13 protein-coding genes are annotated in these 14269 nt (G+C 63.4%); 3 read left to right on the top strand and 10 right to left on the bottom strand.

Translation table 11 applies throughout. The features are described from left to right. The first annotated feature begins 48 nt into the window (after window positions 1-48). The gene (locus AAF563_00380; protein ID MEM7119696.1) at window positions 49-1620 is read left to right on the top strand and encodes a gamma-glutamyltransferase; all 1572 of its coding nucleotides are present in this window, start codon (window positions 49-51) and stop codon (window positions 1618-1620) included. An 89-nt stretch (window positions 1621-1709) separates the two neighbouring features. Beyond that, the gene (locus tag AAF563_00375; protein MEM7119695.1) at window positions 1710-2177 is read left to right on the top strand and encodes a DUF1203 domain-containing protein; all 468 of its coding nucleotides are present in this window, start codon (window positions 1710-1712) and stop codon (window positions 2175-2177) included. Between the two features lie 9 nt (window positions 2178-2186). Here the strand turns inward: AAF563_00375 and AAF563_00370 are convergent, their stop codons facing one another. The 10 genes from AAF563_00370 to AAF563_00325 all read right to left on the bottom strand — a co-directional run bounded on the left by AAF563_00370 (window position 2187) and on the right by AAF563_00325 (window position 12890). Then, entirely contained in the window at window positions 2187-4145 is a 1959-nt protein-coding gene (locus AAF563_00370; protein ID MEM7119694.1) for a lytic transglycosylase domain-containing protein, read from the bottom strand. A gap of 44 nt (window positions 4146-4189) precedes the next feature. After that, the gene (locus tag AAF563_00365; GenBank protein ID MEM7119693.1) at window positions 4190-4534 is read right to left on the bottom strand and encodes an iron-sulfur cluster assembly accessory protein; all 345 of its coding nucleotides are present in this window, start codon (window positions 4532-4534) and stop codon (window positions 4190-4192) included. Window positions 4535-4560: 26 nt separating this feature from the next. Then, entirely contained in the window at window positions 4561-5034 is a 474-nt protein-coding gene (locus AAF563_00360) for a DUF59 domain-containing protein (GenBank protein MEM7119692.1), read from the bottom strand. Between the two features lie 2 nt (window positions 5035-5036). Further along, window positions 5037-5498, bottom strand: a complete 462-nt coding sequence (sufU, locus tag AAF563_00355) for a Fe-S cluster assembly sulfur transfer protein SufU (protein ID MEM7119691.1) — start codon at window positions 5496-5498, stop codon at window positions 5037-5039. Continuing rightward, window positions 5498-6754: a cysteine desulfurase gene (locus tag AAF563_00350; GenBank protein MEM7119690.1), complete on the bottom strand. Its 1257-nt coding sequence runs from the start codon at window positions 6752-6754 to the stop codon at window positions 5498-5500. Before AAF563_00350 ends, sufU begins: the two co-directional genes overlap by 1 nt. Continuing rightward, the gene (gene sufD, locus AAF563_00345; GenBank protein MEM7119689.1) at window positions 6751-8055 is read right to left on the bottom strand and encodes a Fe-S cluster assembly protein SufD; all 1305 of its coding nucleotides are present in this window, start codon (window positions 8053-8055) and stop codon (window positions 6751-6753) included. Before sufD ends, AAF563_00350 begins: the two co-directional genes overlap by 4 nt. Before the next feature lie 9 nt (window positions 8056-8064). After that, window positions 8065-8814: a Fe-S cluster assembly ATPase SufC gene (sufC, locus tag AAF563_00340; GenBank protein MEM7119688.1), complete on the bottom strand. Its 750-nt coding sequence runs from the start codon at window positions 8812-8814 to the stop codon at window positions 8065-8067. A 39-nt stretch (window positions 8815-8853) separates the two neighbouring features. Further along, entirely contained in the window at window positions 8854-10314 is a 1461-nt protein-coding gene (gene sufB / locus AAF563_00335; GenBank protein ID MEM7119687.1) for a Fe-S cluster assembly protein SufB, read from the bottom strand. Between the two features lie 20 nt (window positions 10315-10334). Beyond that, on the bottom strand, window positions 10335-10793 hold the full coding sequence (locus AAF563_00330) for an SUF system Fe-S cluster assembly regulator (protein MEM7119686.1): 459 nt from the start codon (window positions 10791-10793) through the stop codon (window positions 10335-10337). A 102-nt stretch (window positions 10794-10895) separates the two neighbouring features. Next, entirely contained in the window at window positions 10896-12890 is a 1995-nt protein-coding gene (locus AAF563_00325) for a hydantoinase/oxoprolinase family protein (protein ID MEM7119685.1), read from the bottom strand. 125 nt (window positions 12891-13015) lie between these two features. Here AAF563_00325 and AAF563_00320 point away from each other — a divergent pair, with 125 nt between their 5' ends. Next, the gene (locus AAF563_00320; protein ID MEM7119684.1) at window positions 13016-14269 is read left to right on the top strand and encodes a Xaa-Pro peptidase family protein; all 1254 of its coding nucleotides are present in this window, start codon (window positions 13016-13018) and stop codon (window positions 14267-14269) included.

Genomic DNA, 14269 nt, shown 5'->3' with positions numbered 1-14269 from the left:
CTTAGCCGACGTAGGCTCGCGCGCAACATCGTTTGAGGGGAGCCCGCCATGTCTGTATCGATCGACGAAACCTGGACCGTCACCAAACCTGCCGTCCGCTCAGCCGGTGGTCTGGTGGCGAGCCATCACCATGAGGCCTCGGAAATCGGCGCGGCGGTGCTTGATGCCGGGGGTAACGCGGTCGATGCGGCCATCGCCACCGGCATGGCGATCGGTGTCGCCGAACCGTGGATGAGCGGTCTGGGTGGGTGCGGCTATATGGTGTTTCACGACGCCAAGACCAAACGGACCTACGCGGTTGACTTCGGCACACGCTCGCCGCTTGGGCTCGACCCCGCCGCCTATCCGCTCGAGGTCGGCCAGGACACCGATGCCGACCTGTTCGGCTGGCCGCGTGTCGTCGACGATTGCAACGTGCAGGGGCCGCTATCGATCGGCGTGCCCAGCGTCGTCGCCGGCCACGCTCTGGCGCTCGATAAGTTCGGCACCATGAGCTGGTCGGATGTCTTGAGTCCGGCGATCGCGCTGGCAGAGCGTGGCATGAAGATCGACTGGTACGCGACCTTGAGGATTGCGCTCGAGGCGCCCGGTCTCGCCAAGTACCCGGCCTCACGCGACTTCTTCCTGCCCGATGGGTTGCCCGCGATCAGCCTGAACGCGGCGGATCTGACGACACGGCGCAACGACGCTTATCTCGCGACCCTTAAACGCCTGGCCGAGGCCGGGCCTGACGATTTCTACCGGGGCGATATTGCCGCGTCGATTGCCAGTGACATGGCGGCCATGGGCGGGAGCCTGGCGGCTGAGGATCTCGCCGGGTATCAGGCAAACGCCGGTGCGGCGGTGCAGAGCAGCTATCGTGATGTCACCATCAACGTGCCGCCCGGCCTTAACGCCGGCCCGACCTTGCAGGATAGCTTCCAGCGGCTGGAGGCCTTATGGACGCCCGGTGAAGCACCGGATGCCGATGCCTATCTGGCCTACGCGGCCGCCATGGAGGGCGCCTACGAGCAACGCTTTGCGACGCTCGGCGACAGCGACAAGGCAGGCGAAAGCTGCACCACGCATTTCACCGTCATCGACCGCGACGGCAGTATCGTCGCCCTGACCCAGACCCTGCTGTCGGTCTTCGGCAGCCGCGTCATGCTGCCGGGTACCGGTATCCTGATGAACAACGGCATCATGTGGTTCGACCCGCGGCCGGGCCGCCCGAACAGCATGGCTCCGGGTAAGCGTCCCTTGAGCAACATGACACCGACCATCGTGACGCGTGCCGACGGTTCCGGCTTGATGGGGTTGGGGGCCTCGGGCGGCCGGCGGATCATGGCGTCGGTTTTCCAGTTGATCTCCTTCGTCAGCGATTTCGGCTGGGATCTCGACCGCGCGTTCCATCAACCGCGCATCGACGTTAGCGCCGAGGCCGCCATCGCTGTCGACACCCGGCTTGATGAGTCTGTTCGTCTGGCGCTTGCCGACCGGCACGCCACGGTCGATTTGCCCTATGCGGTCAATCCGACTCTCTATGCCTGTCCGAACGCCGTCTGCGACAACCACAACGGCACCCACGACGGTGCCGCGTTCATCATGTCGCCATGGGCGAAGGTGGTCGGCGGCGGATAGACATCGCCTTCCGTCGCAGCAAGAACCGGGTGGCCTCATGGGGCCCGGGACCCTAGATCGTTGACTCCCTTGCTTGCGGAGTAACGATCATGGGTTTTCGTATCATCGGCCTGTCAGCCGAGCCGTTCCGGCATCTCTACGGCCTTTCCGACGATGAGCTCGCGCGGCGTGGCGTCAAACGCTATGTCGCCGATGAGGTGAACGCCTACACCGACCGCATCGAAATGCGCAACGCCAGACCCGGCGAATCGGTTCTGCTGCTCAACCATGTCAGCCAGCCGGCGGACACGCCCTATCGGGCAACCCACGCAATCTATGTGCTGGAGGGTGCCGAGCAGTCCTATGTCGGCGAGAACGACGTGCCCGACGTCATGCGTGACTATCCGCAGTCACTGCGCGCGTTTGATGCCATGGGCATGCTGGTCGAGGCTGATCTGGCCTTTGGTGATGAGGTCAAGCCGACCATCGAGCGATTGTTCGAGAACCCCAGGACATCCTACATCCACGCCCACAATGCCAAGCAGGGCTGCTATGCCGGCCGTATCGAGCGAGCGTAGCGCTCCCTCCTAACACATTGCGGCGCAGTGGCCGGTCAGTGAGTCGTTCAGGCTGGCGGTTTGGACACCGTGCAGGACGCGATAGACGACAAGGGCTTCCAGCACGCGTTGTACGTAGTTGCGGGTCTCGCTGAACGGGATCTGTTCGATCCAGTCGATGATATCGATGTCGGGCGACGTGGGATCGCCGTACTCGTTGATCCAGCGGTAGACGCGCGACGGACCGGCGTTATAGGCGGCGATGGCGCGGACATAGGAGCCGCCCTGGGCATCCAGTAGTTCGGCCATGTAGGCGGTGCCCAGACGCATGTTGTGGAGGGGATCACTCGTGAGCTTGCCGCGCGTGTGATAGATGCCGAGGTCGTCGGCAACGCCCTGTGCGGTCGCCGGCATCAGTTGCATCAGGCCGCGCGCGCCGGCGGAGCTGATAGCACCGGGATTGAATGAGCTTTCCTGTCGGATGACCGCAAGCGTCAGTGCTGGATCGACGGCCGACTCGGTTGGCAGGTCGATCATCGGATAGCCGGCATAGACCAGAATGGTGCCGCGCCGGACGCCGGCCTTGGCAATGCTGACGGCAAGATCGGGGCGGCCCAGTACCAGGGCCAGTTGCGCGCTCAAATGCAGCGTGGCCGGCGAATCCGCGCGATCGCCAATGTGCAGCAGAAAGCGGCGAACCTGATCGCGCGCGCCGACCTCGTCCAGCAGGCGCACCAGCGACACCAGTTCATCGGCGGCAAAGGCGTTCGTCTCGGACTCGGTGGGTTGCGGCACTTCGGCGAAGCGCGGCGCGACATCAAGCTTCTCGGCGGCGAGCTGGCCATAGAACGTATTGCCATGGTCGGCGGCCAGGTCGTACCAGACGCGGGCCTGTTCCATGTCGCCCATGGCCTCTGACGCACGGCCAGCCCAATAGGCGCCGCGCGAGCGGCTGATCGGATAGCCGACGCCGTCATAGAAGGTCATGAAATGATCAAGCGCGACCGCCGGCTGGTCGAGCTTGCGAAGCGCCACCCACCCGGCCAGCCAATCGACCTCGTGATGGAACGCGCCGTTGATGTTGGCGTGGTCGGCCAGCAGGCGATAGGCGGTCGCCGCATCGCCGTTATCGAGGTAACGCCGCGCAAGGATCAAACGCTCGCGCGCCCAAAGGTCGGGGTAGACGAGTTCGTCGGGCGAGGGCATCAGCAGCTCGGCCGCCGAATCATCAAACCCCTTGATTCGGCGCCAACGCAGCCGTTCGAAGATCAAGCCGGGATCATCGTGCAATTCAGAAGGCACGCGGTTGATCGCCCCATCGACGCCCGGCTCGCCCGACCGCAGCGTGATGCGCGCGAAAGCCAGCGCGGCCTCGTCCTGTCCGACGCGGTTCAGCATGCGCTTGGCGGAGATCGTCTTGCCTTCCCACAACAGGCGATCCAGCCGCGCAAGGTGATCGTCCAGCGTCAGGCGTGACCTGAAGTACTTCAGGAAGTCGGCTTCTTCCGCTGCCGAAAAGTCGTCCTCGATCCAGGCCGTTTGAACCAGGGCTGTCGCCTCGGCATCCTGACCGCTGCGGATCAGCGCCAAGCCGTAGCGTACGATGCCGGCGGTCTCGACCGGCGGGTATGCCGTGAAGTAGGCAATGACATCGCTCGCCGGCAGGTCATGCGGCATCGCTTCTTCCGCGATACCGCGCAAGGTCGTCAGCCGCGGCCAGTCGGGATGATCCAGCATGAAACCGAGAATTTCGCTGAACGATTCCTCGGTCTCACGGTCCTGCAGGTCGAGCCAATAGATGACCTCGGCCAGGCGCTGGTCGTTGGCGCGCGCGGCCAAGCCATAGGCGTCCTGCCAATTGCCCGCCTCGACTTCCTCGAATGCCTGGGCGTAGAGCGCCTGATCGGATTCGGAAAGCGCGCGCGCCTCCGCGGTGATCGCTACGCTAAGGAACACCGCCAGTACTGTGACAATCCGCCTGATGTTCATACGCGTGAACCTCTGAGGCGCGCCCATGGGGTTATGTCGTCGGATCAAACCGTGAAGGATTCGCCGCAGCCGCACATGCCTTTGGCGTTGGGATTGTTGAAGACGAAGCGGGATTCAAGCTTGTCCTCGTGCCAGTCCAGTTCGGTACCGATCAGAAACATGGTCGCGGTCGGATCGATCAGGATCTTGATGCCCTTTTCCTCAACCACGTCCTCCTTGCCGGTCACTTCCTCGGCATAGTCCATGGTGTAGGAGAAACCGCTACAGCCAGCTGTTTTGATGCCGACTTTCAGACCGATCGCTTGATCGTTCTGGGCGAGCAAGACCTTGGCGCGCTCAGCGGCCTTGTCGGTCAAGGTAAAGAGTTTGCTGTCGGGACTTCCAAACATGGTCCTCGTTCCGCTCCCTAAAGGGCCTAAAACAGCCCGAGTTCTATCTTAGCATATTCCGACAACATCGAGGGGTCCCACGGCGGGTCCCAGACAATCTCGACATCGATATCGGTCGTGCCTTCCACGGTCGCGACGGCGTCGCGTACCCAAATCGGTATCTCCTCGGCGACAGGACAACCCGGCGCGGTCAGGGTCATCTCGACCTTCACAGAACCATCCTGACGCGAATCGATGGCATAAATCAGGCCGAGATCGTAGATGTTCACCGGAATCTCAGGATCGAAGACCGTGCGTATCGCATCGACGATGTCGCTGATCAGCGGTTCGCCCTCCTGCTGCTCGATCTTGGTCGGATCGGCTGCGTCGTCGGGCGTCCAGCTTTCATGGGCCTTCTCGCCCATCGCGGGCGCCGGCGCCGCGTCTTCGGCGGGGCGGGGCGCGGGCGCTGGATCGGGTGTGGGCGTCGGTGCGCCTGGCTGGGTGCGGGTTTCGTCCATGATCACTCCGTCGTCACCGTTCCCTTGCCGTCAATCGCGGCGGTCATGGTATGCCAGGGCAAGGTGGCACACTTGACCCGCATGGGGAATTGCCGAACGCCGGAGAGCACGACCAGCTTCTCCAGGTCCTCATCTTCCGCCGCCATGTCCAGATCGACCGTGTCGTCGGTCACAAGATGATGAAACTTCTCGAACAGAGCCTCGGCCTCGGCCGCCGTCTTGCCTTTGACCAGCTCGGTCATCATCGATGCCGATGCCATGGAAATCGCGCATCCGCGTCCCTCGAAGGCGACATGCTCGACGATGCCGTCATCACTGACGTTCAGGTAGACCGTCAGTTGGTCGCCGCATAGCGGGTTGTCGCCGTCCGCCTGCCGGTTGCACGACGGCGGATGGCCGAAGTTCCGGGGGTTGCGGCCATGGTCCAGGATGACCTCCTGGTAGAGTTCGCGCAGCTCATCCATCAGCCGAACATCTCCTTAACCGCGCCCAGAGCTTCGGCCAGACGGTCGATATCGTCGGTCGTGTTGTAGAGCCCGAACGAGGCCCGCACCGTCGCCGCGATATCGAAGCGCTGCATGACTGGCTGCGCGCAATGGTGGCCGACCCGGACCGCGACGCCTTCGCGGTCGACGATGGTGCCGATATCGTGAGGGTGAACGCCGTCGAGCGTGAACGAAACGATGCTCGCCTTGGCCGGCGCCGTGCCATAGATCCTCAGACCGTCGACCGCCGACAGGCGGTCGGTGGCGTACTCCAGCAGCATGTGCTCGTGATCGGCGATGCGGTCCATGCCGAGATCGGCGACATAATCGAGTGCGGCCTTCAGCGCGATCACCTGGGCGATGGCCGGCGTGCCGGCCTCGAACTTCGCGGCGCCGTTCTTGAACGTCGATTTCTGCAGCGACACCCGCGCGATCATCTCGCCACCGCCCTGATAGGGCGCCATCATGTCGAGCAGCTCGGCCTTGGCGTACAGCGCGCCAGCGCCGGTCGGCCCGTAAATCTTGTGGCCGGAAAAGACGTAGAAATCGCAGTCAAGGTCCTGCACGTCGACATGACTGTGGGTGATCGCCTGGCAGCCATCGACCAGCACCTTCGCGCCAGCGTCATGCGCCAGGCGGATGATCTCGTGGATCGGCGTCACGACGCCCAGCGCATTCGACATCTGGGTGATGGCGACGATCTTGCTGCGTGGCCCTAGCGCGTCGCGATAGGCCGCCATATCGATCTGACCGTCGTCCAGGATCGGGATCGGCACGATGGTGAGAGCCTTTTCCTCGGCGGCCAATTGCCACGGCACGATGTTGGAATGGTGCTCCAGTTCGGAAATCAGGATCTCGTCGCCGGGCTCCAGGTGGTGGCGCGCGTAACTCGACGCCACCAGGTTGACCGCTTCGGTGCCGCCGCGGGTAAAGACGATTTCGTCGTCGCTTGCCGCGTTTATAAACTCGCGGACGCGCGTGCGCGTTGCCTCGAACTTCTCCGTCGCCATCTGGCTTAGGTAGTAAACGCCGCGATGAACGTTGGCGTACTCCTCTTCATAACAATGCCGTTCGGCATCGATGACGACCTGCGGCTTCTGCGCGCTTGCGGCGCTGTCCAGGAACACCAGCGGTTTGCCATAGACCTCGCGTGAGAGGATCGGAAAGTCCTTGCGGATACGCGCGATATCCAGCGGTGCGTTGGCGAGTGGGTTCGAGACGGCGGCCTTGCTCATGACAGCCCGCCTTTCTGCCACGCCGCGACGGTGGCGCGGAACGTGTCGTGCAAGTCCTCGCGGCTGATTTCCTGTAGCGCCTCGTCAACGAAGGCGTCGATCAGCATCGAACGGGCTATCTCTGCATCGATGCCGCGCGAACGCAGATAGAAGAGCGCGTTCTCATCGATCTCTCCGGTCGTCGCGCCGTGGCCGCAAGCGACATCGTCGGCATAGATCTCCAGCTCAGGCTTGGCGTCGATCTCTGCGCGGTCCGACAGCAGCAGCGTCTTGTTGAGCTGGTGGCCTTCGGTGTGCTGGGCGTCCTTGCGGACGATGATCTTGCCCTGGAAGACTGCGCGCGCCTTATCGTCCAAGACGCCCTTGTAGACTTCGTTGGTCGTGCAGTTGGGCACCGCATGATCGATGACGCTTGTCGTGTCGACATGCTGATTGCCGCGCATCAGATAGGCGCCGTTGACCCGGCACCGTGCTTCTTCCTCGGCCAGCAGCACACTGATCTGATTGCGCGACAGCGCCGCGCCAGTCGACAGAATGAAGCTCTCATAGGACGCGCGCGCGCTGACACGGGCTTCGATCGCGGCAATGTGGAACGCCGCCGCCGCTTCGTCCTGGATCTTCAGGTGATGCAGGCCGCCGTCGCGGCCGACCGTGACTTCGCTGACGCCATTGGAGAAGTAGGAACCGGCGCCGCTATGGGTCTCGACAATGGTCGCGCTGGCGCCCTCCTCGACGACGATCAGGAGCCTGGGATGCCAGACCAGATGCTCGTCGCCCGCCGCGCCGACAAAGGCCAGATGTAGTGGTGCGTCGATCTTGGCGCCGGCGGCGACGCGGATCACCAGGCCGTCATCGAGATAGGCGGTGTTGAGCGCGACGAAGGGTTTGCGGCCCAGCGCGGCGACGTGACCGACATGGCTTTCCAGAGCGCCGGGATCGCGGGTGATCGCTTGATCAAACGGCAGGACGGAAAGGCCGTCCGGCAGGCCGTCGAAATCGCTCAGCGCCGCGTTGACGGTGCCGTTGACCAGCACAATGCGGTGGACGTCGCCGTCGAAGACGAGCGACGGCACATCGTCGATGGCGGCCGACCGATCGCCGCTGGCACGCGCGAAGGTCAGCGCGGTCAGCGCACGAAGATTGGTGTACTTCCAGTCTTCGACCTTGGGCGTCGGCAGGCCGAGCGCTTCGTAGCGGTCCAGCCCGGTGCCGCGCAAGGTGTCGAGCCACGGCAGACCGGCGCCGGGCAACCCGGCGCGCAGGTCGCTATAGTTCTCGATGAACGGAACGCTTGTCGTCATCGCCAAGCCTCAGGCTGCCGCCGACACGATGTCGGCATAGCCCTTTTCTTCCAGCTCAAGCGCAAGCGACTTGTCGCCTGAGCGCACGATCTTGCCGGCCGATAGCACGTGTACGTGGTCGGGCACGATGTAATCGAGCAGGCGCTGATAGTGGGTGATCACCAGCATGGCGCGGTCGGCGCGACGCAGGGCGTTGACGCCGTCGGCGACGATCTTCAGCGCGTCGATGTCGAGACCGGAATCCGTTTCATCCAGAATCGCGAGCGACGGTTCAAGCAGCGCCATCTGCAGCACTTCCATGCGCTTCTTTTCGCCGCCGGAAAAACCGGTGTTGACCGCGCGCTTGATCATGTCTTCGCCGACGCCGAGCTCCTTCAGCTTGGCTCGCACAAGCTTCAGGAATTCCATGGCATCAAGCGGATCCTCGCCGCGCGCCTTCCTGATCGCGTTGATCGACTGCTTCAGGAATGACGTCGTCGGCACGCCGGGGATCTCGACCGGATACTGGAAGGCCAGGAAAACGCCCTGCTGGGCGCGTTCCTCCGGCTCCATGGCCAAGAGATCTTCACCCTTATAGAGCACCTCGCCCTTGGTCACCTCATAGCCGCTGCGCCCTGAAAGCACATAGGACAGTGTCGATTTGCCGGACCCATTTGGACCCATGATCGCGTGCACTTCACCGGCGTCGATCTCAAGATCGATACCGTTCAGGATCGCCTGGCCGTCGACGGTGGCGTGCAGATCCTTGATCGAAAGAATGTTCATTACCGTATGTAAGCCCCTTTGCCATGCGCCGTCCTAACCGACGCTACCTTCTAAACTTATGCCGACAAGCTTCTGCGCCTCGACGGCGAATTCCATCGGCAACTCCTGTAAGACTTCGCGGCAGAAGCCGTTGACGATCAGTGTCAGGGCCTCTTCCTCGTCGATGCCGCGCTGGCGGCAGTAGAACAGTTGGTCTTCGCTGACCCGGCTGGTCGTCGCTTCGTGCTCGATGCGCGCGCCGCGGTTCTTCGATTCGATATAGGGCACCGTGTGGGCGCCGCACGTGTCGCCGATCAACAGTGAATCGCACTGCGTATAGTTGCGCGCGCCCGCCGCCATGGCGTTGACGCGGACTTGGCCGCGATAGGTGCTCTGCGACTTACCGGCCGAGATGCCCTTGGCGATAATCCGGCTTCGCGTGTTCTTGCCGATATGCAGCATCTTGGTGCCGGTATCGGCCTGCTGGTGGTTGTTGGTGATGGCGACGGAATAGAACTCGCCGACCGAGTCGTCGCCCTTCAGGATGCAGCTGGGATACTTCCAGGTGATCGCCGATCCCGTCTCGACCTGGGTCCAGGAGATCTTGGCGCGCTTCTCGCAAACGCCGCGCTTGGTGACGAAGTTATAGATGCCGCCAACGCCGTCTTCGTCGCCGGGATACCAGTTCTGCACGGTCGAATACTTGATCTCCGCATCGTCCAGCGCGACCAGCTCGACTACGGCGGCATGAAGTTGGTTCTCGTCGCGCTGGGGCGCGGTGCAGCCTTCCAAATAGCTCACATAGCTGCCTTCATCCGCGATGATCAAGGTGCGCTCGAACTGGCCCGTCTCCGCGGCGTTGATGCGGAAATAGGTCGACAGCTCCATCGGACAGCGCACGCCCTTTGGGATGTAGCAGAACGAACCGTCGGTGAAGACAGCCGAGTTCAACGTCGCGAAGAAGTTGTCGGAATAGGGCACCACCGAGCCGATGTACTGGCGCACCAGTTCGGGATGGTTCTGCACGGCCTCCGAGATCGAGCAGAAGATGATGCCGTCTTTCTCCAGCCGGTCCTTGAAGGTGGTGGCGACGGAGACGCTGTCGAAGACGGCGTCGATCGCGACATTCTTGACGCCGGCCAGGACCTCCTGCTCCTTCAAGGGAATGCCAAGCTTCTCATAAGTCTCCAGGAGCTTCGGGTCGACCTCGTCCAGGCTCTTGGGCCGGTCGGCATCGCTCTTGGGTGCCGAATAGTAATAGGCATCGTTGTAGTCGATCGGCGGATAGCCGACGGCGGCCCAGGTCGGCTCCTTCATGGTGAGCCAGTGGTGATAGGCCTTCAGCCGCCATTCCAGCAGCCATTCCGGCTCGTTCTTCTTGGCCGAGATGAAACGGATGACGTCTTCGTTGAGCCCCTTGGGGGCCCGATCCATCTCGATCTCGGTGACGAAGCCATACTTGTACTTGTCCGTCGCCTCGCTGACGGTCTCGATGGTTTCAGCCTGGATGGCCATCGTCTCTCCTCAATCCCTGTTCAGCGCGCGCTTGCCGGTGCGTTCCGACCGGTCGTATCGGTAAACATGCCCGGCACCGGATAGGCCATGGTCGCCAAGGTAACGCCTTCCAGCGCTTCACGCAGTGCCGTGTTGATCTGGTTCCAGCCGCCGCGCATCGGGCACAGCGCCTCGACATCGCAACTACCCGGATGCTCATCGACACACAAGGTCAGCGCGATCGGTCCTTCGACGGCGGTAACGATATCGGCGACCGTGATATCATCGGGCGCGCCGGTAAGCACATAACCGCCGCGGGCGCCGCGATGGGATTCCAACAGATCGCTCCGGCTCAGCATCTTCAAGAGCTTGCCCACCGCTGGCTCCGGCAAACCGGTGCCTTCGGCGACCTGATGGGCGCTCATCGTCTGGTCGCGGCGATGGGCCATATAGGTCATCACCACTACCCCATAGTCCGCCATGCGGCTCAAGCGGATCATCGTTTTTCCACCCGAATCTATATAGAACCAATTCAGTCCTGTTTATCTGGTCGAAAGACAGGGGCGTGTCAAGCCGGAAATCGCCCAAAACCCTAGTGTTTCTCAGGTTTTGCTCAGTCTCGGGCGACCGGTGGCCGTTGCCCTGAGGCGGCTTTCGATGAAGGTTTCAAGACCATCTGAGCCGCGCACCACGTTGTCGTCGCGCTGGGTCGTCAAGGTGACATCCACGGCACCGGCCGCCTCGGCTAGCTTGGCGGCAGACTCGCAAATGACCGCCATGCCGTGTTCGGCGGCGCGTTCCAGGTCCTTAAAGTCGGCGACATTGTCGGGCATGTGGCACCGGTAGAGGCCTTCGGACGGCGTTGTGATCAGGGCGTCGACCCGCTGGGTCACGCCGCCCGCGACGGCGCCAACGGCGTTGCAGACTTCGGCGTGCTCGGGCACCACCACACTGGTGCCCAGGCGTTGGCCGACCGGCGGGTAATAGGCGGCCGCCGGCGCACCGATCGCGACGATCGGGTGATGCAGCTCCAGCTTCATGGCGAACAGGCGGCCGGTTTCGCCGGAAAGCGGCCGGTCGATGAACAGCTCGGCGGCGCGTCCGGTGGGCAGACTTTGGCCGTATTCCTCGGCGACGGCCGAGGCCAGCAGGGCGCGTGCGGACTGGGTCCTGACCGTCTCGAAAACGGCCTCGCAAAAACTCTCCATATCATCGGGCGCATGGTGGCCGCTGGCCTGCCACTGGCGCAGCCACAGGGTCGCGCCCAGTTCGGCGCCGCGCGGGTCCCATGTTGCCTGAAGCCCGCGCAAATGGGCCGCGTCACTCGGCGTCAGGCGTGACAGGATGACCAGGCCGCGACCGGTCAGGCGGCGCAGCGCCAAGGTTGGCGTCTCGTCCAGGTAGAGTGCCGCGAGCGAAACTGGGCCGTTTTCCAGCCGCTGCCACAGGCGCCGCTGCGACGACGACATGGTGTCGAGCGAGGTGTCGAGTGCGCGCTGGCGAAGCGCGAACTGGCCGTCCCACTGGTTGGCGTAGCCGCGCTCGACCTGGCGTTCCATCTCGCGCAGCACGGCCGGATGACTGCTGGCGAGCAGGCTGAGCGGCACCGCGCGGCGCGGGCCGGCGACCATGCGGCCATGCCCGTCCAGGTTCAGTTCGCTGTCGCCGCCAAGCCCGCTGGTGTGGACCGACACCGCCTCGACCATGGTGCGGAAATCGCCGACTTCCGCGCCATCGCGGCTCAACTGCGGCGTACCCTCGGTCACCAACGCGACGTCGGTCGTGGTGCCGCCGATATCGGAAACAAAGGCGTCGTCGAGCCCGGCAAGCTGGCGCGCGCCAACGACGCTTGCCGCCGGCCCCGACATGATCGTCTCGACCGGCGAGACGAGCGCCACGTCGGCATCGATCAAGGAACCGTCGCCCTTCACCACCATCAAGGGTGCTGCGATGCCATAACCCTGCATCAGGCCCCGCACGGCCAGGATCAGGTCCTGGATCAGGGGGATCAGCCGTGCGTTCAACAGCGCCGTCAGGGCGCGCCGTGGCGCATCCAGGTTTGAGCTCAGTTCGTGTGCACAGGTTACCGGCAAACCGGTCTCCGCGCGGATCAGGTCGCGCACGGCGATCTCGTGGGCGGGATTGCGAACGGCGAACATGGCCGAGACCGCGAAGGCGGCGACACGGCCCTGCTGGGCCTGGGCGAAGTCGCGCACGCTCTCAAGGTCCAGTTCGGCAGTCTCGTCGCCAGTGGCGTCGTGGCCGCCGGCAACCAGGATGGCTGGATCCTGGGCAAGCGCGCTCGCGATGTCGGGCCGTTCGAGGTCGCGCGGCTGATGGCCGACCAGCACCAAGGCGGCGGGGCTGCCTTGCCCTTCAACGATGGCGTTGGTCGCCAGCGTGGTCGAGATCGAGACCAGACCGATCTCCGTGCCGCTCTTGCCGATCACCTTGTCGACCGCACCGCGCACGCCTTCGGTCAGGTCGTGTTTGGTGGTCAGCGACTTTGCCTTGGCCATGACGGTGCCGGTGGCCGTGTCGAACAACACGGCATCCGTGTAGGTGCCGCCGGTATCGATGCCGAGGGTAAGCGCCACGTGGTGTCTCCGAGGGAGGGGTCGGCGGAAGCGGCGAACTATGGCGAAAAGCTTGGCGGGAATCGAGCGTTTGTTGCCGTACAACCACAGCTTTAGGATGGCGCGCAACACGAGGGGAGGAGCTGTTGTCACAGACCATGAGCCATAAGGAACGGACGCTTCGGTTCATCCGGCCGGAGATGGAAACGGTGTTTTCGTTGGAGGAGTACCGTGGCCGGCTGGAGCGGGTGCGCGCGGCGATGGCCGCGGCCTCGATCGACACGCTCTATCTGACCTCGCCGGAAGCCATCTGTTACCTCTCCGGTTTTCGCGCCGAGTGGTATCAGGCCCAGGGACCGAAGGCGTGGCTTCCGGTCAGCGGGGTGGCGGTCAATGTCGATGCCGACGACTTCATCCATTTCGAGGTCCAGAACGAACAGGTCCTGGCCGGCTTCACCGCAATCTCCCGCGACCTCCGTATCTTCGGCGGTGATGCGCAGCCGATGGACTCCATGCTGGAGTTCATCGTCGGCGGCCTGGCGGATGAGGGTTGGCTGAAGGGGCGCGTCGGGCTGGAGATGTTTAGCTACCGTCCCAATCGCGGCGTCAGTGAAATGCTTCAAGCGCTCATGGAAGGCAAGGGCGCGACCGTCGTTGACGGCACCGACATCGTCGGCGGCGTGCGCAAGATCAAGTCGCCCCAGGAAATTGCCTATACCCGCACCGCCGCGCGCATCGGCGATATCGGCATGCAGGCCGCGCGCGATACGATCGGCGCCGGCGTCACCGAGCTCGACGTCTATGGCGAAGTCGTGCGTGCGATGGCGCAGGCGGGCGGCGAGAATCCGTCTATCACCATGCCGGTCTCGTCGGGCGCCAAGAGTGCTTGCATGCATGCGCTGGCATCACGGCGCAAGATCATGGCGGGCGATGTCGTGAACATCGATCTGTGTGGCGTCTATAACCGCTACCACACCAACATGGCGCGCACGTTCTGTATCGGTGAACCGCATCCGGAGGTAGACCGCTATCTAGACGCCATCACCGGTGTGAAGGCGATGCTGGAAGGCGTGATACGTCCCAACCTGCCGGTGCGCGAACTGCTCGACACCATCGAGACCTATTACCGAGAGGCCGGCATCTGGGACGACCAGTGCTGGGTCGGCGGCTACGATCTCGGCATGTCATTTCCGCCCGACTGGGTCGGGCCGTGGTACTACGACGTCCACACCGATCCCGGCGACGAAGTGTTCGAGCCCGGTATGACGACGAACTACGAGGCCAACTTCTACCTGCCCAATCTGGCCGGCATGTCCATGTTCATCGACATGATGGTATTCACCGAAGACGGCGCGGAGTTCCTGCAGCAGACACCGGCAAAACTGCCCGTTATCGCCTGA

It is taken from the genome of Pseudomonadota bacterium (assembly GCA_039028155.1).
Taxonomy (GTDB): Bacteria; Pseudomonadota; Alphaproteobacteria; order SP197; family SP197; genus JANQGO01.
This window is presented reverse-complemented; position numbering and strand designations above follow the sequence as displayed.

Coding starts and splice junctions, on each gene's coding strand:
- AAF563_00380 (MEM7119696.1), top strand. CDS start 49: ATGTCTGTATCGATCGACGAAACCTGGACCGTCACCAAACCTGCCGTC.
- AAF563_00375 (MEM7119695.1), top strand. CDS start 1,710: ATGGGTTTTCGTATCATCGGCCTGTCAGCCGAGCCGTTCCGGCATCTC.
- AAF563_00370 (MEM7119694.1), bottom strand. CDS start 4,145: ATGAACATCAGGCGGATTGTCACAGTACTGGCGGTGTTCCTTAGCGTA.
- AAF563_00365 (MEM7119693.1), bottom strand. CDS start 4,534: ATGTTTGGAAGTCCCGACAGCAAACTCTTTACCTTGACCGACAAGGCC.
- AAF563_00360 (MEM7119692.1), bottom strand. CDS start 5,034: ATGGACGAAACCCGCACCCAGCCAGGCGCACCGACGCCCACACCCGAT.
- sufU (MEM7119691.1), bottom strand. CDS start 5,498: ATGGATGAGCTGCGCGAACTCTACCAGGAGGTCATCCTGGACCATGGC.
- AAF563_00350 (MEM7119690.1), bottom strand. CDS start 6,754: ATGAGCAAGGCCGCCGTCTCGAACCCACTCGCCAACGCACCGCTGGAT.
- sufD (MEM7119689.1), bottom strand. CDS start 8,055: ATGACGACAAGCGTTCCGTTCATCGAGAACTATAGCGACCTGCGCGCC.
- sufB (MEM7119687.1), bottom strand. CDS start 10,314: ATGGCCATCCAGGCTGAAACCATCGAGACCGTCAGCGAGGCGACGGAC.
- AAF563_00330 (MEM7119686.1), bottom strand. CDS start 10,793: ATGATCCGCTTGAGCCGCATGGCGGACTATGGGGTAGTGGTGATGACC.